The organism is Catenibacillus scindens, assembly GCF_014202115.1.
Classification (GTDB): domain Bacteria; phylum Bacillota; class Clostridia; order Lachnospirales; family Lachnospiraceae; genus Catenibacillus; species Catenibacillus scindens.
Genome location: NZ_JACHFW010000004.1, coordinates 81605 through 108373, shown reverse-complemented (window position 1 = coordinate 108373; position 26769 = coordinate 81605). Strand labels below are relative to the sequence as shown.

Below are 26769 nucleotides of genomic sequence, written 5' to 3'. Positions count from 1 at the left end.
ATATGCTGCTGATTCAGTTTGTCGTGGCTTTTTTTGCCACGGCCGCTTTCTCTGTTATTTTTAATATTCCGAAAAATCAATGGTTTTTTGCCGGATTTACAGGCGGCGCCGGGTGGGTGATCTACTGGTGGCTGTCCGGGCAGCGAGGGGTGGTCGTAGCTACATTTATCGCAGTTGTTGTGATCACTTTGTTGTCAAGGATATTTGCTATTGTGCGCAAAGCTCCGGTGACGATTTTTCTGGTGTCTGGTATTTTTCCCCTTGTTCCAGGCGTGGGAATTTATTATACATCCTATTATCTGATCATGAACGAGCTGGCTATGGCTGGTGAAAAAGGGATGGAGACACTGAAGATTGCCGTGGCCATTACCCTGGGGATTATGTGTGTGCTTCTCATTCCTCAGAAGGTGATTGCCATACCGGATATTTATGTTCAGCGATATTTAAAAAAGAAAAAGCGGAGGTGAAGACTTGGCGCAAATACAAATCAGACCTTACAGGCCGTCAGATAAGGGGCGGCTTGGAGCAATCCACGACGCCGCAAGAAAAGCAGAGCTGTGCCTTGCAGGACTTGAGGACGCCTTTCTTCCTTTTTCACAGGCGGCAGAGCGGGAAGATTTTTTTCAATACCCCCATATTGAGGTGGCTGTTGCCGATGGCCAGGTTCAGGGGTTTATCGCTTACACAGATGAGGAGATTGCATGGCTTTACGTGGCTCCATGGATGGCCTGCCGGGGAATTGGCAGAGCGTTGATCAGACGGGCATTGGAAAGTGAGCCGGGGATTGGGGCTATAGAAGTGCTTTGGGGAAATGAGCCTGCAAAAAAACTCTATGAAAGTTTCGGATTTTATGTTCGTGAGGTCGAAGAAGGAGTTATGCCTGGAAATGAAACGTTTCATGTCAGGGTGTGGTGTATGTCCCGGTGATGGGGGATTTTATTTGGTATTCAGTGTTTTAAACTAACTGATATCATTATTAAATAGCGACAATCGTTGGAAAAAATCTTGCATTTTTCTTAAATATCTATACTTTCTCTTAAATTATTGGTATAATCAGATTATAGATAAAATCGTTGGACCGGATAATACATTTGGAGAAAGAGGTGGTAGTATGAAAAAGAAAGCAAGATGTATTCTGTCTGTTTTTATGGCGGTCCTTATGGTTTTTTCCTGTACCCTCGCCACAGCCTTTGCCGGGGAAGTTCCACCGGAAGATGAAGACGGGGAGATGGCGGCGATTGTTCTGGCAGAAGCGTTTGAAGATCAGATTGTTCTGGAAGCGGACGAAGATTATGCGTATGCTATTCAGATAACACAAGATCAGGATACGATTTGGCACTGGGCCGAAAAAAGCCAGTATGACGGGGATAAGGGGACGGTTGTCTTTGACGGATTAAAGGCGGGCACAGAGTATATATTTGCCCGATGCCTGAAGTCGGAAGAATTGTCGGAGACAATAGAGATTGATGAGAAGGAGACGGCGGTTTTCAGAACGAAAGATGTTGAGGATGACACCAGTGCGGCAGACACGCAGACCGAAACTTCGGAAACTGAGAGCAAAGAGACAGAGCAGACGGAGACAAAAGAGTCTGAGACGAAAGAATCTGAAACAAAGGAGACTGAGAGCAAAGAGACTGAAGAGTCCGAGACTAAAGCGCCGGATAACGGAGAAATAGTGACTAAAGAGAGGGAAAGCAAGGAATCTGATAGGACAAAAATTCAAAAATCCAAAGATCAGGTTCCAGTGAACGCTTTGACTACAAAACCTGAGACGAAGACCCCGGAGAGCGTTCAGCCTCAGAGCGTGGAGTCTGAGACGAAGACCCCGGAGAGCATTCAGCCTCAGAGCGTGGAGCCTGAGACAAAGACCCCAGAGGGCGTTCAGCCTGAAAGTGCGGAGTCTGAGACGAAGACCCCGGAGAGCGTTCAGCCTCAGAGCGTGGAGCCTGAGACAAAAACCCCGGAGAGCGTTCAGCCTGAAAGTGCGAAGTCTGAGACGAAACAGCCAGAGTATGAAAATGAGACAAAATCTGAGCCAGAGACTGAAACTCAGATACCGGAAACCCAACCTTTGGAGACAGAATCTCCGGAGACAAAGAATCCTGAGACAGAGGCTCCTAAGCCTATAGAAGCCAAAGCGCCCGGAGCGCCGGTCCTTGTCAGTGTGACTGATACCCAGATCAGTGCAGGGCTGGCTGAGGGGACAGACGGAAGTTTTTGTTATGAATTTAGTATCAACGGAAAGGATTACCAGGACAGTCCCACATTCTCCTCGCTGTCACCGGACACGGATTATATAGTGACGGCGCGGGTGAAGGCCGGAACTTATGGGGATCAGGTTTATGATTCCGGCAAGCCTTCTCAGGGATTAAGCGTACATACATTAAAGTCGGCGGCTCCGGCTCCGGCGGCACCTCAATTGTCTGAACGTACAGAAAATTCTCTGACTGTCGTTGCTGTTTCGGGGCAGGAGTACGCTTTGTGGACTGATGGAAAGGCCGGAGCATGGCAGACCGGCGGACAGTTTGCCGGGTTAAATACCAACACAACCTATGCAGTCGTAACCCGGATGGCTTATGATCCGGCAATTGCAATGGAAAGCCAGGTCAGCGCCCCATTAAATGTGAAGACTTTTATCGCTTTTGAAGGTTCCGCTATAGGCGGAGTTACAGCCGATGCTACCTACGAGGCGGGGACATCATTTACCATCACCGCTTCCGGAACCGGTATGGCTAACGGAAGTCCTTCAGTGGGAGACAGCCGATGGCGACCGCAGGGATGGCAGTGGGGCAGCGGAAGTCAGGGGACATGGAGCGAGGCTCCCTTTGAGAAATCCTTCACGGTGATCGAAGCCGGAAAGTATACGATTAATGTAACTTTTGGCCTTGAGACCTATACGGATAAAGGATGGGAAGCTGTAGGGGCTCAGAATATGCTGACCACATCTTTTAACGTGATCGCGAAAGAATTTACGATGAAGGCCACAGCAGCCAAAGGAGGAACGGTGACGCCATCGGGGACGATGAAGATCACCCAGGGTAAAGATTATACCTTTACTATGACGGCGGATAAAAATTATAAAATATCCAAAGTTTATATTGACGGGAAAGAGGCAGCTGTCCAGGGAAATCAGTATACGTTCACAAAAGTCAACGGCGATCATTCTATTTACGTGGTTTTTGAGCGTACCGACGGTATAGACACCCCAAAGACTGGGGATGACACACCAGTGTGGGCGCTGTGGACGGTGATCGGTATTTCCCTTCTGGCTATTATTGTTGTGGCGGCGATCCGCGTGAAAAAATCTTTAAAAAAGTAAAGGCTGCCCTTTTGGCAGACCGCAGAAGATAGTATGAGGACGATGGGAACCGGGCTGTATTTGACGGCCCGGTTCTTTTTTCTTGCATTTTTGGAGATTTCATGTAAAAATAAGAAATATTCGTAACTATTCGTAACCGTTCAGGACGGCGGGAAAACAGATGCGCCGTCCTGAACCGTTATAACTATGCACGTAAAAGGGGGATGCTGCCCCTGGGCAGCAGTATGAAAGGAAAGAACATGAACCAGATCAAAGATTTTTTAAAAAGAAACCGTCTCATAATGGACGGCGCTATGGGAACTTATTACGCTCAGAAATTCGCCCGCCGGGGGGAACCTTCAGAGATCGGCAATTTTGACGCGCCGGATGCGATCCGGGCGATACATATGGAATATATAAAAGCAGGGGCGAATCTGATCCGGACTAATACATTTGCGAGCAATTATCAGACATTAAAGCGGTCCGGTTATGGCGGGGAAAGCCATAATCCTGGAGAAGTGGTCAAAAGAAATCTGACCTGGGGATTTAATATTGCCAGGGATGCGGTCAACGCCTGCGGACGCCCCGCATTTATCGCTGCGGATATAGGGCCTGTGCCGGAGTACGGAGGCAGGGACGAGCAGGAGATACTGGATGAATATCTGCTCATGGCAAAGACGTTTATCCAGCTTGGGACCGATATTATTTTATTTGAAACTTTTTCGGATTTAAAATATATTGTCCCGGTAGCCCAGTATATTAAGGAACACAGCAATATTTTTGTTATTGCCAGTTTTTGCCTCAACAAATTCGGGTATACGAAATCTGGTATCAGCGCCAAAAAACTTCTCAAGGCCGTGGAAGAAGAGAGTGCTATTGACGCATCGGGTTTTAACTGTGGTATCGGGGCAGCCCACATGTATCAGATTTTAAAACGCATGGATTGGGGGACGAAACCTATTCTTGTGGCTCCAAACTCCGGGTACCCGGATACCATCAGGGACAGAAGCGTTTACCAGGAAAATGAGGACTATTTTTCTGAAAAAATGGCTGAAATTTCAAGGCTTGGTGTGAATATCATCGGCGGATGCTGCGGCACAACGCCGGAATATATACGAAAATTGGCGCCCCTTGTCCAGGAGCCCCTGGAAAAACGTCCGGTGGGGAAGAAAAATGCTGATACGGCCAACGTTCTTGCAGAGAGCGGACAGGGGCGGGAGGCGGAGAAGAATCCCCTGCTTGACCGTCTGGAACAGGGCGGGAAGGCGATCATTGTGGAGTTGGATCCTCCTTATAACGGGGATATGGAAAAAATGATCCAGGCGGTGGAGATTTTAAAAAAATATCCGGTGGATATGATCACTCTTTCAGATTCACCTATGGGAAAGATGCGGGCCGATTCTATTATGACCGGCGCTAAAGTTCAGAGGGAGCTGGATTTTCCTGTGATGCCTCACCTGACATGCAGGGATCGAAACCAAATCGCCATGGGCGGCGCGTTCTTGGGCGCTCATTTAAACGGTATACGCAACCTCCTCATTGTCACCGGGGATCCGGTTCCGGCAGGAGACCGGACGGTAATTTCGTCGGTATATGATTTTAATTCAGTGACTTTGATGGAGTATTTAAAACAAATGAATGAGGAATATTTTTCTCAGGATCCTATTGTTTACGGCGGGGCTCTCAACTATGGGAGAAAAAATCTGGATAAAGAAATTGAGCGTATGGAAAAAAAGATCCGGGCGGGAGCTTCCTATTTCCTCACCCAGCCTCTTTATTCTCAGGAGGATGTGGACCGCATCGCCTATATCAAATCCAGAGTGCATACAAAAATTTTCGGCGGCATTATGCCTTTAGTCAGCTACCGCAACGCTCTCTTTATGAAAAATGAGATTTACGGTATTCATGTTCCGGACGAGGTCATTCAGAGATACTCTCCCGATATGAGCCGGGAGGACGGGGAGAAGACAGGCATTATCTGCGCCCTGGAACTGATGGAAAAAATGCAAAATGTTGTTGACGGCTATTATTTTATGGTGCCTTTTAACCGCGCAACTATGATCGGAAAGATCATTGAACAATTTGAAAGTGAGACAAGGAGAAAATGAATATCAGGGAATTACTGAAAAACGGACCGCTGATCCTTGATGGAGCTACCGGAACCAATCTTCAGAAAATGGGTATGCCCATGGGGGTGTGTCCGGAACAGTGGATCATTGAAAACCGGGAAGTTATGCAGCGTTTGGAGAGAGAGTTTATTGAGGCGGGGAGCCAGGTCATCTACGCTCCAACTTTTGGCGCCAACCGAATGAAGCTAGGAGAATATCATCTTGAGAACCATGTGGAGTCCATGAATAAAACCCTTGTCCAAATTGCCAGGGAAGTGGCGGGGGACCGCTGTCTTGTAGCCGGAGATATAACTATGACCGGACAAATGCTGGCGCCTGTGGGAAATATTGATTTTGACGATATGGTGGACTGTTATAAAGAGCAGGCTAAGGCTATGGAAGAGGCAGGGGTGGATCTGTTTGTTATTGAAACAATGATGCATATCGGCGAAGCCAGGGCGGCCCTTCTTGCCGTAAAAGAAGTGAGTTCCCTGCCGGTGATCGTAACTATGACTGTGGAAAGCTCAGGGCGGACCATGTACGGCACATCTGCGGCAGCGGCTCTTGTCACTCTTGAGAGTATGGGAGCTGACGCTGTAGGTCTGAATTGCTCTACCGGACCCGATCAGATGATCAGCCTGATCCGAAAGATGCGGGATTATGCCACTGTCCCCCTGGTAGTTAAGCCTAACGCCGGTCTCCCGGTGCTGTCCGGAAACGAGACAACCTATACTATGGATAAGGAGGATTTCGCCCTCCACATGAAAGCTCTGGTGGAAGCCGGAGCATCCATTGTAGGCGGCTGCTGCGGAACAACACCGGAGTATATCCGCCGCCTCAGGGAGACTGTGCAGGGAATGGATGTATTTATTCCTGATAAAAAGAGCGTCCGCGCTCTCACCGGGGAGCGCTGCCTTTTGCAGATTCCTTTGGACGGGCCTTTTAAGGTGATCGGGGAGCGGATTAATCCCACAGGAAAAAAGGTGCTGAAAGAGGAACTTAAAAAAGGCTGTTACGACAGTGTTCAGGCGATGGCGGTGTCCCAGGTGGAAAATGGCGCACAGATCCTGGATATTAATGTGGGGATGAGCGGAATTGATGAAAAACAGACCATGCTTCAAGCGCTGAATGCTGTCAATGAAGTTGTGGATGTTCCGCTGTGCATTGACTCCAGCGATCCGGAAGTAGTGGAGGCGGCTTTACGCCGCTATCACGGCAGAGCCTTGGTCAATTCTGTGTCCTGTGAAAAAATAAAGTTGGAGCAGCTTCTTCCCGCGGTAAAAAAATATGGGGCCATGTTTATTATGCTGCCCCTGACTGACGAGGGACTCCCGGAAAATTTTTTGCAGCGCCGGGAAAATCTGGACAGGATCATGGACAAGGCGCTGAAACTGGGGTTTGAAAGGGAAGATATGGTGGCGGACGGCCTTGTGGCCACTCTGGGAGCCAATGCCGGAGCAGGGCTGGATACTTTACAGACCATCCGGTATTGCCATGATACCTTAAAGATCGCCACAGTCTGCGGATTGTCAAATATTTCTTTCGGCCTGCCGGACAGAAGCTATGTCAACAGCATATTCCTTGCCCTGGCCATCTCCAGGGGACTGACTATGGCAATCGCCAACCCCTCCCAGGAGCTTCTCATGCGCAGCGCTTTTGCTGCGGATCTGGTGATGAATAAGCCGGAGGCCAGTCTGCGCTACATTGAAAACGCGGCCAGCTATAAGAAGGAATCCGGAGAGCCGGGAAATACGCAAGGGAGTGACAGAAGCGCTGTCGGGGCAGACACCAAAAAAACGGAGCCTTTTTCTGTAAAGGAAGTCCAGAGAGAGGTGATGGGTGACATTTACGATGATGTCATTAAAGGAAGAAAAAAAATGATTTCCCAGCATATCCAGGGGGCTCTTGATAAAGGCGCGTCCCCTGCGTCTATTCTGGATGAGTCGCTGATCCCGGCCATTAACCAGGTGGGAGAATATTTTAACGCCAAGACCTATTTTCTTCCTCAGCTTATGATCTCAGCGGAGACGATGCGAAAAGGGGTGGCGGTTTTAGAACCCCTCCTCCAGGAAGATGCCCGGTCTGTAGGGTGGACGGTAGTTATTGCCACCGTTGAGGGGGATATTCACGATATCGGGAAAAACCTTGTGGCTATGATGATGAAAAACTATGGCTTTAATGTGATTGATCTGGGTAAAGATGTGCCGGCACGCCAGATTATTGACGCGGCGAAAGAGCATCACGCGGACATTATCGCCCTGTCGGCGCTGATGACCACCACTATGCAGCGGATGAGGGATGTGGTGAATCTGGCCCGCCAGGAGGGCATTGGCGCGAAAATTATTATCGGAGGCGCAGTAATTACCCAGGATTATGCCGATGAGATCGGTGCCGACGGATATTCAGAGGATGCTGTGGGCGCTGTAGCCTTAGTCAGGCGATTGATGGAAAATCCTTGACATTCCATATTCCAGGGCATATACTTTGAGTATCAAAGTATTTAGGAGGCAAACGCCGGAAATGCGGGCCGGCGTCAGTAGTATAAATGTCAGAAGTAATGTTATTAGGCACAGGAGCAAGCGTACCGGAGCGGGTTGTAACCAACGATGAACTGGCCGGGCTGGTAGAAACCAATGATGAGTGGATAAGGACACGTACAGGCATATGCCGGCGGCATATTGTTACCAAAGAAACATTAACATCAATGAGCGTAGATGCGGCGAAAAAGGCGCTTGCAGCGGCAAATCTTGATGCCAAAGATCTGGATATGATTATTGTGGCAACCCTTACGCCGGACGAACCCCTACCCAATGCTTCCAGCGCTGTACAGAAGGAACTTGGCGCGGTGAACGCTTTCTGTTTTGATTTGTCCGCCGCCTGCTCCGGCTTTGTTTACGCTCTGGGATGCGCAGCTATGTATATTAAAGGCGGGGCTGCCCAAAATGTTCTTGTTATCGGTGCGGAAGTCCTGTCAAAAATTGTGGACTGGAAAGACCGGAAAACATGTATCCTTTTTGGAGATGGGGCCGGCGCCGCCATTTTGGGGGCCGGACAGACGCCGGGATTTCTCGGCATGGTCATGGGGACTGACGGAAGCAAAGGCTATACGCTGCGTATGTTTGAGCGGGATATTGACAATCCTTTTATGAATGACGATCAGCGCAGAACCGCTAATATGGAGTCTGACGGGGAGGGGAATTTTTGTCCCAGATCCCGCTATGTTTATATGGACGGATCGGAAGTCTTTAAATTTGCCGTAAAAAAGGTGCCGGAAAGTATCTGTCAGCTTTTGAAGCAGCAAAATCTGACGGTGGATGACATTGATCATTTTGTTCTCCACCAGGCCAATTTCCGGATTATTGAATCTGTGGCAAAGCGGCTGAAAGTTCCTATGGAAAAGTTTATTATGACTATTGACGAGTATGGCAATACGTCCGCGGCCAGCGTCCCTCTGGCTTTGGACAGGCTGATGAACAGCGGCAAGGTAAAACCGGGCGATAAGATCATGATTTCCGGTTTCGGCGGCGGGCTTACATGGGGCAGTCTGCTCATAAGAATTTAGGACAGGAGAGAAAACTATGAATACTGTGAAGAAAGCGCTGCTTGTGGTAAGTTTTGGCACAAGCTATCTTCAGGCTATAGAAAACTGCATATCCCCTGTAGAACAAGCCATTGGAAGGGCGGCCCCCGGTTTTGATGTGTATCGGGCGTTTACTTCGGAGATGATCATCAGAAAGTTGAAGGATGTCTCTAAGATTGCCATTCCTTCACCGGGGGAAGCTCTCCAGGTTCTTGCCGGCCAGGGCTATAAAGTGGTGGCGGTGCAGCCAACTCATATTCTGGCGGGAACAGAATACCACGATCTCGCCAGAGAGGTGGAAGCATTCCGGACAGAGCATCCGGATATGAAAGTGATCCTTGGACAGCCCCTCCTTTATGAAAACAGAGATTATCAGCAGACGGCCCAGGCTCTTGAGGCGTGGATGCCAAAAACATCCGGCCAGGAAGTTGTCCTTTTGATGGGACATGGGACAGAGCATTTTTCCAACAGTTCTTATTTTGCCCTTCAGCATTATCTGGATCAGCTTAAAACCAGGGCTGTCTATGTGGCCAACGTGGAAGCACCTCCGGTCCTAACGGAAGTTATGGCTAAGATAAAGGATGAGGGTGTGAAGAAGGTTTATCTGATGCCATTTATGCTTGTCGCCGGTGATCACGCCCGCAACGATATGGCCGGGGAAGACGGGGATTCCTGGTATAATATCCTCAAATTCCATGGCTTTAATGTTCAGGTCTGCCTTCACGGTCTTGGGGAAAGTGAAGATTTTCAAAAAATTTATGCTGAGAAAGGCCAGTGGCTTATTGAAAAATGCGGATGCTGAGATACATCTGCTTTAAGAATTTCGGAAAGGGAGAGGCTTCGTAAGGAAGTTCTCTCCCTTCGGCGCTTAATCACTTGTCCTATATTCAGACGGACTTTTTCCATACCACCTGGGGAATACTTCAGCGTAATAACTGCAAATTCTACAATATAATTATAATTAGCAAAATTGAAGCCGCCAAGAAAGGGAGAAACAGTATAGATTTGGACGATTTTAAAAAAATGTGATAATTTTTTAAATTTTCATGTCTTCTTCTTGAAAGATTCCTTCGGGATGTTATAATTAAAATTTGTAATATTCCTGTAAATTTAAAAAAAAGAAGGTTTTACAATAGAGAAAGGACAGGAGTGAAGACAAGAAAATGAAAAAAATGATTATAAAGCCGGGAAAACAGATGATTGTCAATGGATGCATTGTCCTGGCTTTGTTGGGCGTATATCTATACAGCCTGTCAACGGAAGGTTTTTCCTGGCCCTGGTTTTTGAAATGTGTGGGGCTGATCCTTGCCATTGGATGTGTTTTAAATTTGAATATACGACTGAAAAAGGCTGCCGGGATTGTTTGGATGGCTCTTTTGCCGCCGCTTTCTTTTTATATGTTGGAATCTTATTCTCATAATGCCTTTGAGATGAGCGCTGTATTGCAGGTGTTGAATATTTTATTTTTTTACATGCTTTTTGCTCTTCTCTTTTTTATTACCGGCAGCGGGAGAGTTGCCGGTGTTCTCGGCTGTGCCCTGCCTATGGTGATTGGCATTGCCAATGACTACACGGTGAGTTTCCGGGGATCACCCATACTGCCCTGGGATCTTCTGTCAGTGGGGACCGCGGCCAGCGTCAGCGATAATTATCAGTTTACTGTAGAATACGCTATGCTGCTTACGTCCCTTGGTTTTGTCCTGCTCATGGCGGTAGCGTCCAAGCTGGATATTTCCTGGCCTGTGCGTTCATCGTTTAAAAGGCTGGCAGGGAGGTGCTGCGGCGCGCTTTTGTCTGTGGCGGCAGTGTTTTGTATTTTTTTAGGATTACAGACAGGGAGCTTTAAAAGTTTTCTCGGCCTGGACGAAACTTTGTTTATGCCCAATTCCCTCTATGCCACCAATGGTTTTGCCGTAAGTTTTATTTATAATTTACAATATATTGAGGTAGACAAGCCTGAGGATTATTCCGTGGACGCCGTAGCGCAGATCATGGCCCCCTATATGGAAGATGAGGGAGAGGACAGCGCCGGAGGCTCCCAGGTTCAGCGGAAAGATGAACAGCGCAATATTGTGGGAAATGGTTCTTCCGACACTTCCCTGACAGGGGAGAGCAGTGAGAGCCGGGAAACGGATGAGACAGCCTCCCTCCAGGAAACACAGGAATCGGAAGAGACTGTGGTTCAGATACCGGAAACCGGGGACAGTCTGGCTGGGGAGACACAGGATTCTGAGAATCCAAATATTATTGTGATTATGAACGAGGCATTCAGCGATCTGTCAGTTCTCGGTGATTTTCCGGTGAATATGGATTATATGCCTTTTTTTAGAAGTCTCACGGAAAATACTGTCCGGGGCAACCTTTTTGTTTCCGTTAAAGGGGGGAATACGGCCAACACAGAGTTTGAGTTTCTCACAGGGGATACAATGGCTTTTCTTCCCCAGGGAAGTATAGCCTATCAGCAGTATATCCACGAGGCTAAACCTACACTGACCTCCTGGCTGGAAAGTATGGGCTACGCCACAGCGGCCCTTCATCCTTTCAATGCTTCCGGTTGGGACAGAGATGAAGTATACCCGTATTTTGGCTTTGATACCATTCTTTTTTATCCGGATTTTACATACAGGGATACGCTGCGCACCTATGTTTCTGATGAAAGTTCCTTTAAACAGATCATTGATCTGTATGAAAATAAAGATGAGGATACTCCGGTTTTTATTTTTGAGGTAACTATGCAAAATCATGGGGGCTACTATAATGATTACGATAATTTTATTCCAGAGATCTCTCTGGAGTTTGAGCCTGAAAGTGCTAAAGAAAAGCATTACACAGAGCAATATCTGTCTCTTATTAAAAAAACGGATGAGGCTTTTCAGATGCTCATAGAGTATTTCAGCGCCCAGGATGAAAAGACCATTGTTGTAATGTTTGGCGATCACCAGCCCACGGATATTATTGCGGAACCCATCATGGAATACTGCGGGACTTCAGACGACGATTCCCTGGAATATGAACAGCAAAGATATATTACACCTTTTGTGATCTGGGCCAACTATGATATTGAGGAGAAAGAGATTGACCGCATCAGCGCAAATTACCTGAGCGGCCTTGTTCTGGAAGTGGCCGGACTTGAAAAAACCGGATATCAGGAGTTTTTATATGATCTTTTCCAGGAACTTCCGGTGATTACGGCAAATGTTTACATTGACGCTGAAGGGAATTATTATAATTCTCAAGATAATCCTTACGCCGAACAACTGGAACAATACCGTTCGCTCCAGTATTATCATTTATTTGAGGCGGACAAGTCATTATCCGATTTTTACGGCGTTACACCTCAGTAAATATAACAGTTCAGTCCCGCCCATCCCTGATAGCTGAATTGTTGTTGCTGTTCACTGGCAAGCCAGCGAACAGTAACTTTCGCAGGTTTATTTAAAGTTTTGCTGCGCAAAAGAAACTTGCGAACGCCTGAATCACATTCTCGCCTGAATCACATTCTGACGCAGCCAGACAGCAAGTGTCTGGCTGCTGTGTGAACAGTAACGAATTGTTACCTGTAAATGCTGCGTTTGACATTATTTCATTGACATGTGCCGCTTTAACGTGATAATATGGTAATGTTGAAGTTAAAAGTCTACGATCCGCGATGGTGATGACCGGAGTGGAACATAAAGCGCAGAGATTTGGATTGAGAGATGTCAGTTGACGCTGACCCGGAGACTGCGCCAAGACTCGCGCGCGAGTCTTGAATTGAAAATATAAAACATTAACAGGAGGATTGACATGGAACATCTGATCATACCGGAAGGCTATACATCGCCTTTGGATATACGCGAGACAGAAATTGCCATCAAATATGTCAAAGACTATTTTGAGCGGGAGCTTGCCAATCAGTTAAACTTGACCCGTGTGTCTGCGCCTTTATTTGTAGAACCTCAAAGCGGTCTGAACGATACGTTAAACGGTGTAGAACGCCCGGTGCGTTTCGGGATTAAAGAGCAGGCGGATCATGAGGTAGAGATTGTCCACTCTCTGGCTAAATGGAAACGTTACGCTTTAAAACGTTACGGCTTTCATCACGGCGAGGGCCTCTATACCGATATGAATGCTATCCGCAGAGATGAAGACACAGACAATCTTCATTCTATTTTTGTGGATCAGTGGGACTGGGAGAAAATTATTGACAAGGAAGAACGGAATTTTGATACATTAAAAGACACAGTGCGCAGAGTGTATGACGCCCTTCGCTATACGGAAAAGTATATGTCTGAAAAATACGGCTACATAAAACCGATCCTTCCGGATGAAATTTATTTTATTACATCCCAGGAATTGGAAGATATGTATCCGGACAAGACACCAAAGGAGCGGGAAAATGAGATTACACGTTTAAAAGGCGCAGTGTTTGTCATGCAGATCGGCGGAAATCTGGCATCTGGAAAGCCTCATGACGGCCGGGCACCGGACTATGACGACTGGTCTTTAAATGGAGATATTTTAGTGTACTATCCGGTGCTTGATATGGCTTTGGAACTTTCTTCCATGGGTATCCGTGTGGATGAGGAATCTCTTATGCGCCAGTTAAAGATCCGAGGATGCGAAGACCGGGCAAATCTGCCGTTCCAGAAAGCCTTGCTTAACGGCGAGCTGCCGTATACGATCGGCGGCGGTATCGGTCAGTCAAGAATCTGTATGTTTTTCCTGAGAAAAGCTCATGTGGGCGAGGTTCAGTCTTCTCTCTGGCCCGCCGGCGTGGTGGAAGAGTGCGAGGCCAAAGGGGTTTGGCTTCTGTAATGGCCCTGGGACGTATGTCCTGTCTATTCTATGGAAATATAAATATTTATAGGGGCTGTAAAAAATGATTTCTCATTTTTTACAGCCCCTATACACCCTCCGGGGGATGCGCACGATTTTTGTAAGGAAAGATCTGCGCGTGGCGCAGCAAAAATCGGCGCAGGGAACGTCATAATAAAAATTATTATGACGTTCCCCATAAAGTGATGTCTATGAAATCCTGCAGAAATAGGGTAATCTATTTTGGCGGGATTTTGTACATTAAATTTTTTGGCGCAATATTGTTATTTTTCCCGATGGATGATAAGACAAAAGAAAATTCAGGAAAACGACATTTTTACAGAAGATAAAAGGGCAGGGCAGGATTTTGATGATAAGGCATACATTATCTATGTCAATTCCGGCATACAGGAGGATACGGAGCTTGGCCGTTTAATGCATGATTTTCATTGCAAAAATGCCAGCGATATGTACAGTGAGATTTTGGCAGACCGGGTTCGTGAGTTAAAAGAGACACAGGATGGAATAGAGCGGATGTGCAGAGAAATGGAAGCGTTGTATAATGAGGGCGTGTCCTATGGTATAGCTCAGGGAGAACTCAAGAATAAAAAAGTAAATGCGGTGTCCTTTTCAAACCTGGGAATTTCTGTTGAGCAGATTGCTCAGGGAATGAATGTCAGCGTTGACCAGGTAAAACAGTGGATTGCTGAAGGTTTAGAAAAAGGAAGGGCAAAGTAAAAATGATGCAAGGAGAAATGTACATATTTTTTAATGGTTACATTTAGAATATTGTAAAAGTTTATCGCAGTTCTCATTTTCGGGAACTGCGATATGTGTTTATATCCGTAACAAGCAGAGAACGCTTCACATATTTCTAAATTTGTCATTTTTCTGTGTATTCTTATTGCGCTGATTTTTGTTCAGAATATTGGCGTTAATCTATATGCTACCCAATATATTAACCGGTATGCCGCTTCAGAGAGAAAGGGAATTTTGTCTGTTCAGATTGGGCAGTTAGATAAAGAGTTGACTGTCCTTAACAGTTTTATTTTACAAGTAATGTCGGGAAATGAGGATTTTCTTCGTCTGGCCTATACAAATCCTGAAGAAAATCCAGGAGATTATCGGAGAGTGAACGCCTATGTATCTCTGGGAAATTGCTTCTCCGAACAGCTTTTGCAGAGGTCTTTTGAGGAAGGCTTTTTAAGAGAGAAAACGGGCTGACCCCTATGGCATACCGGAAAAAGTATAGGGATAGCCAGTGAGAGGCAATATATCTGCATGGTATAAAATCCCTTCTCCCTTCATATGTTAGACAGAAACTGTTGGTTCTGGTTCTATGTATGGAGGGATTTTTTGTGGATGAAAAAATCAGAGAGATCGTTGATAAATACAGTTTTCATGTGGACAGTGTCAGCCGCGGCCGGGGGGCGTTTATCTGCAGTACCGATGAGGGGCCGCGCATTGTACGGGAGTACTTTCTAGCGCCGTCCCGCCTTGTCTTTGAATCCCTTGTAAAATATACGATCCGGGACCGGGGCTATATGAACGTGGATCAGATTGTGGTGAATCGGGATGGGGAGCTGGTCACAAAAAACCGATACGATAAAAATTATGTGGTGAAAGAATGGTTTGAAGGCAGAGAGTGCGATACCCGTTCCAGGGAGGATCTTCTGGCGCTGACGGTGAATCTGGCAAAGCTCCACAAAGTTATGTCCTGGGTACCCATTTCTCCGGATATGGCGGGAAAATACTGCTACGGTTCTATGAAATCCCTTCTGGAGCGACATTGCCGTGAATTGCGCGCAATCAGAAACTACATGAAAAACCGTAAACAGAAAAAAGATTTTGAAAATCTTTACCTGCAGTATTATGACGAATTTGAGGTGCAGGCTTTAGCGGCAGAAAAACGGATAGAAAATTGCGGGTATGGGGAGCTGATAGGCCGGGCCTTAGAAGAGCGGACTCTGTGCCATGGGGATTACAATCATCACAATGTAATCCTGATGAAAAAGGGGGATGTAAAAAGTCAGGGGGGCGGTCATGATTTGACCGGACCGGTCATGGCCACTGTAAATTTTGATAAAATGAACATAAATATCCAGGTTAATGACTTGTATTTATTTTTGCGGAAAGTGATGGAGAAAAACAACTGGAATGTGACTCTGGGGATTTCCATTGTGGAGGCCTATGACCGGGAGCGGCCGCTAAGCAGAGAAGAAAAAAACTATCTGTATATTCTTATGCTTTTTCCGGAAAAATTCTGGAAAATTGCCAATCATTACTATAATACCCGTAAAAGCTGGACCAGCGGAAGAAATCAGGAAAAGCTTGAGGCTTTTATCAGGAGCAGGGAAGTGAGAAAAGATTTTCTTCAGCAGTTTTACGACCGGCTATGCGAATGTTGAAAAGGAAGTTTTGTAAGAAAATCATAAAATTGCACAAAAAAAGTCGAAAAAAATTAATGAACAATGTCTAAAATGGTTAAATTATTCTTTATTTTTTTGTGAAAATGTATTATAATAAATCTGAATCATATAAGTTACATCACATTTGATGAATGCAGGAGGTAATTCCAATGGACTACAAAGAGATTTATGAGGAATGGCTTTCAAATCCTTATTTTGACGAGGCCACCAAAGCTGAGCTTTTGAGCATTAAGGATGATGAAAACGAGATTAAAGAACGTTTTTATATGGACCTTGAGTTTGGAACTGCGGGACTTAGAGGGATTATTGGTGCGGGGATCAATCGCATGAATAAGTACGTGGTGCGCAAGACAACACAGGGCCTGGCCAACTACATTAAAAAACAGGGCGGTGAGCAAAAGGGCGTGGCCATTGCTTACGATTCCCGCCGTATGTCCCCGGAATTTTCTGAGGAAGCGGCGCTGTGCCTGGCTGCCAACGGCATCAAGGCTTATCGTTTTGAGTCTTTAAGACCTACACCGGAGCTTTCTTTTGCTGTACGTCATCTGGGATGTATCGCGGGAATTAATATTACAGCCAGTCACAATCCGCCGGAATATAACGGCTATAAAGTATACTGGGAAGACGGCGCCCAGATCACACCGCCCCACGATTCCGGTATTATGGACGAGGTTAAGGCAGTGACCGATTATAACAATGTCCTCACTATGGACAAGGACGCCGCTGTTGCCGCAGGTCTATATGTGACCATCGGACAGGAAGTAGATGACGCTTATATTGGTGAGCTGAAAAAACAGGTGAAACATTTTGACAGTATTCAGGCTGTTGGCGATGAATTAAAGATCGTTTATACACCTCTCCACGGTACAGGCAATATCCCTGCAAGAAGAATCCTCAAGGAGATCGGATTTAATAATGTCTACGTTGTGCCTGAACAGGAACTTCCCGACGGCGAGTTCCCTACAGTGAGTTATCCCAATCCGGAATCCGATGAAGCCTTTGTCCTTGGCCTTGAGCTGGCCAAAAAGCTGGACGCGGATCTTGTTCTTGCCACCGACCCTGATGCGGACCGTCTCGGCGTGCGGGTGAAAGACAAAAACGGCGAGTACCATTGCCTGACCGGAAATATGTCTGGCTGCCTGCTGGCAGAATATACCATCAGCCAGTGGAAGGAATTAAAGGGACTTCCTGAAGACGGGGCTTTGATCAAGACGATTGTAACGACCAATATGGCGGACGCCATTGCCAGATATTACAATATCCGTCTTATTGAATGCCTCACCGGATTTAAGTATATCGGACAGCAGATTCTTAACTTTGAGACCACAGGCAAAGGTACATATTTGTTTGGTTTTGAGGAAAGCTATGGCTGTCTCATCGGTACTCATGCACGGGATAAAGACGCCATTGTGGCAACTATGGCTCTGTGCGAGGCTGCCGCTTATTACCGGACCCAGGGCAAGACTTTGTGGGACGCGATGATTGATATGTATGAGAAATATGGCTATTACAAAGATGACGTGAAGGCCATTTCCCTCTCAGGTATCGAAGGTCTGGCAAAGATCCAGTCTATTATGGAGACGCTGAGAAATAACCCGCCGAAAGAGCTGGGCGGATATCAGGTGCTTTCTACAAGAGATTATAAGAAGGATGAGATCGTTGACCTGGCTACAGGCAAGGTAACACCTACCGGGCTGCCCACATCCAACGTTCTCTACTATGATATGAATGATGATACATGGCTTTGTGTACGGCCCTCCGGCACCGAGCCGAAGATTAAATTCTACTATGGTGTTAAAGGGACATCCCTGGCGGACGCCGATGAAAAGTCTGCCGCTTTAGGCAAAGCTGTCCTTAATATGATCAATGAAATGATGTAAAGCCGCGAGATGATCGGGGCATGGCGATAATCGGATAGGGGAAGGGATCTTTCCCCTATCCGATTATCATAATTATCCGCCTCCTGACATAGGTTTAAATAGACCAGGTGATATGGAGGTAAATATGAAAAAGTTTGTCTGGATGGGCGCCGCCCTGCTGGCCGCCGCGTTTATACTCTGGGGCTGCGGAAGTATTCACACAACGGAGGCCAAGCTTTCGGATCTGGATTACACCGTTGTCTCTAACGATAATATCGAGGAGGATATCCAGAAACTTATTGATGAGAAAAAGGAAAATCCTTTTCAGATGACTTACAGCGACGGCAATTATAAATATATTGTCATCGGCTATGGGCGACAGGAAACCGGCGGCTACAGCATTCAGGTGCAGGAGGTTTATGATACAGAAAATACCATTTGCGTCAGCACCGATCTTCTTGGCCCGCAAAAAGGGGAGGAGCAGGTGATGGAGCCGTCCTATCCGTATATTGTCATAAAAATTGAAAATCTGGATAAAACAGTGGTCTTTCCGGAAAGTTAGGCTCCGATCCAGTCATAATATCCTCTTTGGCGGAATATCTTTAAAAGAGATATCATTGCAGGGAGGATATTTTTATGGAAATCTTAAAAAAGCGCATTCGGACCAATCAGTTTAAAGGCCGGGCATTTACCCAGGTGACACTGGACGATGATTTTAACGTGCCTGACGTTAGGCCGGATATTGATAAGATCATTGAGGAAAATGGGGATATAAAAATTACGGAAGTCAGAGTGATGGAAGGAAAGGTAAGCATCTGCGGCAAGCTGGAATTTGCGGTTCTTTACATCAGCGGATATGACTCCCGTCCAATACATCATATGGACGGATGTATTGATTTTGAGGAAGTTGTCAATATGGACAATGTGGCTGAAGGGGATGATGTGAAGGTTTCGTGGGATATGGAAGATCTGCGTACCAGTCTGATTAACAGCCGGAAGCTCAGCGTGCGCTCCATTATCGCCCTGACCTTAAACGCCAGTTGTATTGTGGAGATTGAAGCCGCCCTGAATGTGGAAGGGGGAAAGGATGTCTGCAGCCGGACCCGACGTGTAGATACAAGCCAGATACATATTCAGAAAAAAGATACATTCCGCATAAAAGATGAGATCACTGTGCCTGCCAATAAGCCCAATATTATGGAAATTTTGTGGAATGATGCCGCAGTGGATAATCTGGATATCCGGCTTATGGACGATAAGATCAGTCTGAGGGGAGAACTGGGAATTTTTGTCATGTATTCCAGTGAGGAGGAAAAAAACCCCCTCCAGTTTTTCAATACAACATCCCCGTTTTCCGGAAATCTGGAATGTCATGGAGCTAAAGAGGAGATGATCGGACATATTACGGCCAGGATCATACATACGGAAATTGAGGTACGCCGGGATTCCGATATGGAGGCACGCAATGTAGGCATTGAGGTTGTGCTTGAGCTGGAGATGGCTGTGTACGAGGACGAAACAACAGAACTATTAAGCGATGTCTATGCCCTTGATAAAAAGCTTGTACCTGTGTACCGGCCCGCGGTTTTTGATAATATTCTCATGAAAAATCAGTCGGATATGCGGCTGCATCAGCGGATTAAGATAAAAAATGACCAGGCAAAAATCCTTCAGATCTGCCAGGCCGGAGGCCATGTAAAAGTAGACCGGACCCAGATCAATGAGAGCGGGATCCTTGTGGAAGGTGTGGTTTATGTCCAGATCCTCTATGTGGCTGCCGATGACCGTATGCCGGTGAATGCTTTAAAAGGGATGGTGCCATTCTCCTGCCAGATTGAGATACCGGAAATGGATAATACTTGTACCTATGAGATTTCACCGGTTCTTGAGCAGGTCAGCTCCAATATGCTTGACAGTGAAGAAATCGAAATCAAAATGATGCTTGTGCTGTCTGCTATTGTCTTTAAGCGAATGAAGGTGGACATTATTGAGGATATTAAAGAAGAAGCCTGCGACCAGCATCAGGCGGAAAATATACCCGGTATTATCGGATATATTGTGCGTCCGGGAGATGAGCTGTGGACCTTGGCGAAAAAGTTTAATACGACGATGGAGGACATTATGTCAACAAATAATCTGGAACAGGAACAGCTCTCACCCAAACAGAAGCTGGTAATCACTATTCATGGATAGCCGGAAATCGTGATTCAGGCGCGCCCCGTTACTGTTCACTGGCAAGCCAGCGAACAGCAACTTGTGAACAGTAACCGTGCCCCTTCCGGATAGCTGCGCGGGTATAAAAACAGTGTTGCAAGAAGAAGAATCTTCATGTATAATGTATACAAATATAATGTATACAAAACAAGTGACTGCGCCATAAAGGAGCGCATCTGATATAACGATTTCCGGTACAGGATCTTTAAAGTTGCCAAGGAGAACAGGTATGATGAAAAATATACAATTAAAAGCTATGGGAAAAATCAATCTGGGGCTTGATGTAGTACGCCGCCGTCCGGACGGCTACCATGAAGTGCGTATGGTTATGCAGACGGTAAGTCTGTATGATAAAGTGGGCATCACTGTGGAAGATCAGCCTGGGATACGTATTACAGCTAATCTTTCCTTCCTGCCGCTCAATGAAAATAATATCGTCTATAAAGCTGCGAAGCTGCTAATGGATGAATTTTCAATTGACCAGGGGGTTTCCATATCTCTGGAAAAACATATCCCTGTGGCCGGGGGAATGGCCGGGGGAAGTACCGACGGGGCGGCAGTCCTTTACGGAATGAACCGTCTTTTTTCACTGGGAATGGGGCAAAAGCGGCTGATGGAACTGGGGCTTAAACTTGGAGCGGATGTGCCTTACTGCATTATGCGAGGGACGGCTCTGGCGGAAGGTATCGGTGAAGTGCTGACGCCGATGCCGCCCATGCCGGACTGCTGGATACTCATTGCCCGCCCGCCTTTTGGCGTGTCCACCCGGTTTGTCTATGAAAACCTTCATCTGGAAAAGATTGACCGGCATCCGGATATTGATGGTATTGTACGTGCCATTGAAGACAGTGATCTTGAGGCTATGTGTGCCCGTCTGGAAAATGTATTAGAGACTGTGACGATCAGAAAACATCCTCAGATTGAAGAAATTAAAAATTTTATGAGAGAACGGGGAGCAGTCAACGCCCTGATGAGCGGCAGCGGCCCTACAGTTTTCGGAATTTTTGAAAATGAGCGGGAGTGCCGCAGTGCCGCCGAAGCCGTGAGGGAGAGAGGGATGGCCCGGCAGGTTTACGCTGTGAAACCTTTTAATCCGTGAGGCATACATTCGCAGAAATGATAAAGGAATGGGATCATGAAAGAATTTACAATGAACGCCAATGAATATTTACCTTTAAGAGATGTGGTATTTAACACATTGCGGGAAGCTATTCTCCGGGGAGATTTAGAGCCGGGGGAGCGGCTTATGGAGATCGCCCTGGCAAACCGTCTCGGAGTGAGCAGGACACCGATCCGTGAAGCTATCCGAAAGTTGGAGCTGGAAGGGCTTGTGGTGATGATTCCACGCAAAGGGGCCCATGTGGCCAGTATCACGAAAAAAGATCTCCAGGATGTTCTTGAAGTCCGAACTTCCCTGGAAATCCTGGCGGCAAAGCTGGCCTGTGAACGGATGGATGACCAGCAGCGGGAAAACCTCTATCAGGCATTGGAGCATTTTAAGGATGTGTTAAAGACGAAAGACGTCACAGCTATCGCCGGCGCCGATGTGGATTTCCATGATGTAATCTTCGCGTCTACACAGAATGCCCGTCTTGTGCAGATTCTCAATAACCTTAGGGAGCAGATGTACCGTTACCGGCTGGAATATTTAAAAGATTTTTCAAGTCATGAGCGGCTTCTTCAGGAACACCGGGCGTTGGCCGCCGCTATTGAGGCCAAAGACCAGGAGCTGGCCGCCGCTATTGTCAGGGCCCATATTGAAAATCAGGAAATTTCTGTGATTCGCCACATCAGTCAGAGCTGAAAAAGCCGGAAGCGGAGTTTTTGGCCGACAGGCTGGGGAATAGAATCATTAAAACTGCATAAACTGTTTTTATCAAAGGCTGTTGCATGAAAATGTGACAGCTTTTTTACTATTCTGGAAAAGAGGGAGATTTATGCACAAAAATGTGACAGAGGTATTTTCATCCCTTGAAGAAAATATTCGTCTTATCGAAGATTTGTATAAAGACTGCGCCGATGTGGTGAAACGGCGGATGTGGATTGGTGAAAATCACTATCCGGTCTATGCTCTTTATATGGATACAATGATTAACCGGGAACTGGTGGAGACCCATATTTTCAGAAATCTTATGTTTTCTATGGGGCCGGTCTCATGGGATCGCCCGCTGGATGATATTTTAAAGTACGGGATGATCACCGCGGATGTGGCCGTTGAGACGGATCTGAATAAGGCGCTGAAAAATATGATGAGCGGTGATACTCTTTTGTTTGCAGACAAAGGGGAGGGCGTTCTTGTCATTAACAGTAAAGGTTACCCCAACCGGGGCGTCCAGACAGCGGAATCGGAGGTGTCCGTCCACGGCGCCAAAGATAGTTTTACAGAATCGGTGCGGTTTAATACGGTACTGGTGCGCCGGCGCATTAAAGATCACCGCCTAAAGACGATTCAGATCGTCAAGGGGGCGCGATCCAAAACGGATATTGCTATTATGTATATGGAAGATCTTGTACGGCCGGAGATTCTTGCAGAACTTCAAAGGCGTTTAGATTGTTTCGAGATTGACGGGATTTTGGACGGAGGAAGCCTGGAGCAGCTCTTAGAGAAAAAATGGTACTCCCCATTTCCCCAGTTTCAGTCCACCCAGAGGCCGGACAAGGCTGCTTCAGCCCTTCTGGAAGGACGGGTGGTAGTGCTGGCAGACAATTCTCCGGAGGTCCTTATGCTGCCGGCGGTGGCAGGCTGTTTTTACCAGGCATCTGACGATTATTACGACAGATCCGGCATCGCCTCTTTTACCCGGTTTTTGCGGTACGTGGCTTCAGTGCTGGCTTTTTCCCTGCCGGGACTTTATATTGCCATCGCTGCTTTTCACCCGGAAGTTTTCCCTACAAGTCTGGCCCTGTCTTTTGCGGCCTCCCGTCAGGGGGTTCCCTTTCCTCTGGCGGTGGAAGTTCTTATTATGGAACTTGCCTTTGAACTATTGCGGGAGGCGGGAATACGCCTTCCGGGAGCTATGGGAGGGACGCTTGGCATTGTGGGAGGCCTGATTATCGGGCAGGCGGCGGTGGATGCCAATATTGTCAGTCCTATTGTAGTGATCATTGTGGCGCTGACGGCCCTGTGTTCATTTACGATCCCCAATGAAGGATTTGCCTCGGCCTTTCGCCTTGTAAAGTTTTTCTTGATCTTTTTAGGTATGTTTTTGGGAATTTTTGGATTTGTCCTGGGAGTGCTTGCTCTTTTAGTCCATATGGCTTCTCTGGACAGCTTTGGTGTACCTTATTTAATGCCTTTTGCCGCTGGGGAGGTCAACGGGGGCAGCGATAAAAAGGATGGTATTATGCGATGGCCTCTGCGGAAGATGAACCGGCGTCCTGTATTTACTAAAAACGGGGCGAGGCGCCGTCTGATTTTTAAAGACTATACCCGTGATCAGTGAGGAAGAATGATGTTTTCAGAAAATCATATTGTGGCTTTGCGCCAGATGAAGAGGCTTCTTGTTGTGGATCTTTTTGCCGCCACAAGCCTGGTTCTAGCGCCGGTGGTATGCCGGTTGGCGGGAACTTCGGGAATTTTTGCCATTGCCGCCGGCTGTGCGGCCGCCGGGCTGTTTGCCTTTATTCTTATCCGCATAGGGAAAAATTTCAGGGGAAGTTACGGCGATTACTGTAAAGAAACTCTTGGAAAATGGGGCGGAGCCATCTTTATGGCCCTGTATTGTGTCCGGCTTTTTTTGATGGCGGCCATGCTTTTAGCTGTTTTTGCCCAGATTGTCAATCACACCTTCCTTACAGATATTCCCAGGGGCGTCCTTGGGACGGCGCTTCTCCTTTTATGCGTTTACGCCGTATTTAAGGGCCTTGAGACAAGGGCGCGCATGGGAGAACTTCTTTTTTATCTGGCCATCGTCCCTATCCTTGTCATCGTTGTTTTGTCCTTGCCCCAGGTGAATCCCGGACGGCTGTGGCCCATTACTTTTTTAAAACCGGAGCAGGCGGTGGAGGAGATGGAAAATATAGGCGGGGTTCAGGGATTTGCCTGGGCGTCAGTTATTACTTTTTCTATGTTTTCTGTCATTGAGTGGCTTCTATTTTTAAAACCTTATGTGAGGAAAACACAAAAAGCCGCCGGAGCTGTTGCTGCCGGGCTTTTGTGGCCGGCAGTTTTAAATATTGTGATTCTGTGTGTGTGCATCGGGATTTTTTCCGTGGAAGGAATGAACCGGGAATCTTGGCCGGTAGTGATCCTTATGCAGATCGTCCGTTTTCCAGGCGGCTTTTTATCCCGCCAGGACGGGCTTATGCTGGCGTTTTGGATGACCGGGATGTTTATGCTCATCGGCGGAAATATTTATTATGGAATGGAAAGTTTAAAAAGAATACATCAAAAATTATGTAAACCGTGGATGATCCTTTTTCCTTCCCTGTTTATATTGGTGGTATTTTTGGGGATTTATCTTCAGGACGCCACCCGCATCATGATTCGATTTATGACTTTTATATATATGCCTTTGGCGGTAATATCGCCGCTGATCCTCTGGCTGGCAGGACACAGGAAAAAGCTGCGGGAAAGCTGTGGGAAGAAGGACGGTGAAAAAGATGAAATGGGTTAAATGGACCGCCCTGCTTATAGCGGTGGCTGCAGGGATGGTATTTTTGGGAGGATGTAAAAATTACGCCCAGATCGAGGACCGAAACTATGTGATGTGTATGGGGATTGATGAGGCTGAAGGCGGGCTGTATGTCAGCTATGGCTTTCCGGATCTGAAAGCCCTTACCGGCAGCGGAGACAATATCCACTATCCGTCGGTTACACTTTTTGGGGAAAATCTTGAAGCGGTGGAGGCAGCCTTCGCCGCTGGGTCCAGCCGGCGCCTGGATTACGGCCAGCTCCAGATGATCGTTTTCGGTCGGGATCTTATGTCCCAGCCGGGGAAAATGAAAGAAATTCTTGAATATATCCGGCAGCACCAGGAGTTTACCCGTACGGTTCTTGTATGTATGGCCGACGGCGCGGCACGAGACATTGTCGCCCTGGATGATATTGTCAATGGTTCCATCGGGATTTATTTGAGACAGATGTTTGAAAATAATTTTTCAGGAAACTGTTTGACCATTGGCGACCTTGTCATCGGACTGAGCCTTGAGGAGGAATATCAGGAGATCACTGTGGTGTCTCCGGAAAGTCTTGGACCGCGGATTACCGGGAGCGAAAAAATCAGGGGATATGTCTGGCTGCTGTGTGAAAAGTAACGATATATCAGATATAAATGAAAAGAAGAGCTGCCATATAGGACAGCTCTTCTTTCATCTGGTAGAATAAGAGACGAGGGAGGTCTGGCAGTGCGGCCTGCCAGACAATGTTATGAAAAAATCAAACTGTTATAGTAATCTCTCTTGATTACTATGGTTTTATTATAAAGAATAAATGTGTCCAAATTTTGTCCGGAAAATAAAATAAGTATAAAGCCTTTCTTAAAAAATCATGGAAGCATCTCAAGAAAATCTTTTACTCCGGTCAGTGTGTGATCCCGGTGAAAAGCGCAGATAATTCCATTTTCATGGCCAACGACGGGACGGCGAACGATGGAGGAGCCAGTTGGAATATCAAAATAGGCGTCGGCAATGATGATTTCGGCCAGATCACGGATACTGGATTTTATGGTGTAGGCATTTTTCATGGAGCGGGTGATTTTGGGAGTAAGATTCTCTTTCTGAAACATTTCTGTCAGATCTTTAATATAGTTGGGATTGTTGCTTTCGGAAAGGACCATAAGTCCATAGGGGGCAAGCTGCGCCAGAGTCAGGTTCTTTTCTGCCGCCAGGGGATGCTCTGGAGACATGTAGGCCCAGACGTGATCTCTGGCCGCCCAGCGCCACCCCAGGGTTTGGTCCTCAAGACTGTAGCGCTCGAAATCCGGGAGGAATACGAGATCGTATTCGCCGGATAAAAGTTTGTCTCTGAGGATTTCCATGGAATCACTCTCCACAGAAAGCTGTATTTGCGGATACTTTTTTTGAAAGGCGTCAGCCAGAGGCCAGAAATAAAGCTCCGGGTTAGTAGTGCTGGTCAGACCGACACGAAGGCGCATCTGCTGTTCTTCCTGCCAGAGACGGACGGTATGTAAGGCCTGTTCCATGGAAAAAAATACAGGTTTCCACTGGCGGTATAAATAGTCGCCCTCACGGGTCAGATCGATCTGCCGGGTCGTACGGATGAAGAGAGGGATGGAAAGCTGACGCTCCATGCGGGCAATGCTCTTTGTCACCGCCGGCTGGGTCATGTGAAGTTTTAACGCAGCCTTTGAAAAACTTGACTCCTTGGCAACGGTTATAAATATGAGAACCTGCATAAAAGTAATATCGGAAAGCTGGAATGTCATTGGGATCACCTCAAAAAAATCTCTTTTTATTATAACGGATTTTTTTATTCCTGTCAGTAATAAATCCGGCGGATTCTTTCATTTTACATGGAAAAAAT

General features: G+C 46.8%; 21 protein-coding genes. 20 read left to right on the top strand and 1 reads right to left on the bottom strand.

Going from position 1 to position 26769, the window contains the following annotated elements:
- Positions 1–2 precede the first annotated feature (2 nt).
- The 20 genes from HNP82_RS06795 (at position 3) to HNP82_RS06700 (ending at position 25541) form a co-directional block, all read left to right on the top strand.
- The gene (locus HNP82_RS06795) at positions 3–467 is read left to right on the top strand and encodes a threonine/serine exporter family protein (protein ID WP_243164676.1); all 465 of its coding nucleotides are present in this window, start codon (positions 3–5) and stop codon (positions 465–467) included.
- Positions 468–471: 4 nt separating this feature from the next.
- A complete protein-coding gene (locus HNP82_RS06790; RefSeq protein WP_207720575.1) occupies positions 472–927 on the top strand; it encodes a GNAT family N-acetyltransferase in 456 nt (151 codons plus the stop codon).
- A gap of 184 nt (positions 928–1111) precedes the next feature.
- Complete coding sequence (locus HNP82_RS06785) at positions 1112–3319, top strand: hypothetical protein (RefSeq protein WP_183772786.1); 2208 nt, start codon at positions 1112–1114, stop codon at positions 3317–3319.
- 224 nt (positions 3320–3543) lie between these two features.
- Positions 3544–5406 carry a bifunctional homocysteine S-methyltransferase/methylenetetrahydrofolate reductase gene (locus tag HNP82_RS06780; RefSeq protein WP_183772784.1) on the top strand — a complete coding sequence of 621 codons (1863 nt, stop codon included), beginning with the start codon at positions 3544–3546 and terminating at the stop codon, positions 5404–5406.
- Positions 5403–7865 carry a homocysteine S-methyltransferase family protein gene (locus HNP82_RS06775; RefSeq protein WP_183772783.1) on the top strand — a complete coding sequence of 821 codons (2463 nt, stop codon included), beginning with the start codon at positions 5403–5405 and terminating at the stop codon, positions 7863–7865. Before HNP82_RS06780 ends, HNP82_RS06775 begins: the two co-directional genes overlap by 4 nt.
- 86 nt (positions 7866–7951) lie before the next feature.
- Positions 7952–8968, top strand: coding sequence for a beta-ketoacyl-ACP synthase III (locus HNP82_RS06770; RefSeq protein ID WP_183772782.1), 1017 nt, complete (start codon positions 7952–7954; stop codon positions 8966–8968).
- 16 nt (positions 8969–8984) lie between these two features.
- A complete protein-coding gene (locus HNP82_RS06765; protein ID WP_183772781.1) occupies positions 8985–9788 on the top strand; it encodes a sirohydrochlorin cobaltochelatase in 804 nt (267 codons plus the stop codon).
- A 361-nt stretch (positions 9789–10149) separates the two neighbouring features.
- Positions 10150–12330, top strand: a complete 2181-nt coding sequence (locus tag HNP82_RS06760; RefSeq protein WP_183772779.1) for an LTA synthase family protein — start codon at positions 10150–10152, stop codon at positions 12328–12330.
- A 442-nt stretch (positions 12331–12772) separates the two neighbouring features.
- The gene (gene asnA, locus HNP82_RS06755) at positions 12773–13783 is read left to right on the top strand and encodes an aspartate--ammonia ligase (RefSeq protein WP_183772777.1); all 1011 of its coding nucleotides are present in this window, start codon (positions 12773–12775) and stop codon (positions 13781–13783) included.
- Between the two features lie 300 nt (positions 13784–14083).
- Positions 14084–14521, top strand: coding sequence for a hypothetical protein (locus HNP82_RS06750; RefSeq protein WP_183772776.1), 438 nt, complete (start codon positions 14084–14086; stop codon positions 14519–14521).
- A 255-nt stretch (positions 14522–14776) separates the two neighbouring features.
- Positions 14777–15007: a hypothetical protein gene (locus tag HNP82_RS06745; RefSeq protein WP_183772775.1), complete on the top strand. Its 231-nt coding sequence runs from the start codon at positions 14777–14779 to the stop codon at positions 15005–15007.
- 134 nt (positions 15008–15141) lie between these two features.
- On the top strand, positions 15142–16191 hold the full coding sequence (locus HNP82_RS06740) for a CotS family spore coat protein (RefSeq protein ID WP_183772774.1): 1050 nt from the start codon (positions 15142–15144) through the stop codon (positions 16189–16191).
- Between the two features lie 170 nt (positions 16192–16361).
- Complete coding sequence (locus tag HNP82_RS06735) at positions 16362–18092, top strand: phospho-sugar mutase (RefSeq protein ID WP_183772773.1); 1731 nt, start codon at positions 16362–16364, stop codon at positions 18090–18092.
- A 124-nt stretch (positions 18093–18216) separates the two neighbouring features.
- Positions 18217–18633 (top strand): protease complex subunit PrcB family protein, encoded by a 417-nt coding sequence (locus tag HNP82_RS06730; protein WP_183772772.1) that lies wholly within the window; start codon positions 18217–18219, stop codon positions 18631–18633.
- A 74-nt stretch (positions 18634–18707) separates the two neighbouring features.
- Positions 18708–20264, top strand: a complete 1557-nt coding sequence (locus HNP82_RS06725) for a DUF3794 and LysM peptidoglycan-binding domain-containing protein (RefSeq protein WP_183772771.1) — start codon at positions 18708–18710, stop codon at positions 20262–20264.
- A gap of 253 nt (positions 20265–20517) precedes the next feature.
- Entirely contained in the window at positions 20518–21384 is an 867-nt protein-coding gene (ispE, locus tag HNP82_RS06720) for a 4-(cytidine 5'-diphospho)-2-C-methyl-D-erythritol kinase (protein ID WP_183772946.1), read from the top strand.
- A 36-nt stretch (positions 21385–21420) separates the two neighbouring features.
- Positions 21421–22089 carry a GntR family transcriptional regulator gene (locus tag HNP82_RS06715; RefSeq protein ID WP_183772769.1) on the top strand — a complete coding sequence of 223 codons (669 nt, stop codon included), beginning with the start codon at positions 21421–21423 and terminating at the stop codon, positions 22087–22089.
- A gap of 133 nt (positions 22090–22222) precedes the next feature.
- Complete coding sequence (locus HNP82_RS06710) at positions 22223–23728, top strand: spore germination protein (RefSeq protein ID WP_183772768.1); 1506 nt, start codon at positions 22223–22225, stop codon at positions 23726–23728.
- A 6-nt stretch (positions 23729–23734) separates the two neighbouring features.
- A complete protein-coding gene (locus HNP82_RS06705) occupies positions 23735–24901 on the top strand; it encodes a GerAB/ArcD/ProY family transporter (protein WP_183772767.1) in 1167 nt (388 codons plus the stop codon).
- Positions 24888–25541: a Ger(x)C family spore germination protein gene (locus HNP82_RS06700; protein WP_183772766.1), complete on the top strand. Its 654-nt coding sequence runs from the start codon at positions 24888–24890 to the stop codon at positions 25539–25541. The genes HNP82_RS06705 and HNP82_RS06700 overlap by 14 nt, the downstream gene beginning before the upstream one ends.
- Positions 25542–25771: 230 nt before the next feature.
- Here HNP82_RS06700 and HNP82_RS06695 read toward each other — a convergent pair whose 3' ends face one another.
- Positions 25772–26671 (bottom strand): LysR family transcriptional regulator, encoded by a 900-nt coding sequence (locus HNP82_RS06695; RefSeq protein ID WP_183772765.1) that lies wholly within the window; start codon positions 26669–26671, stop codon positions 25772–25774.
- Positions 26672–26769: the final 98 nt, after the last annotated feature.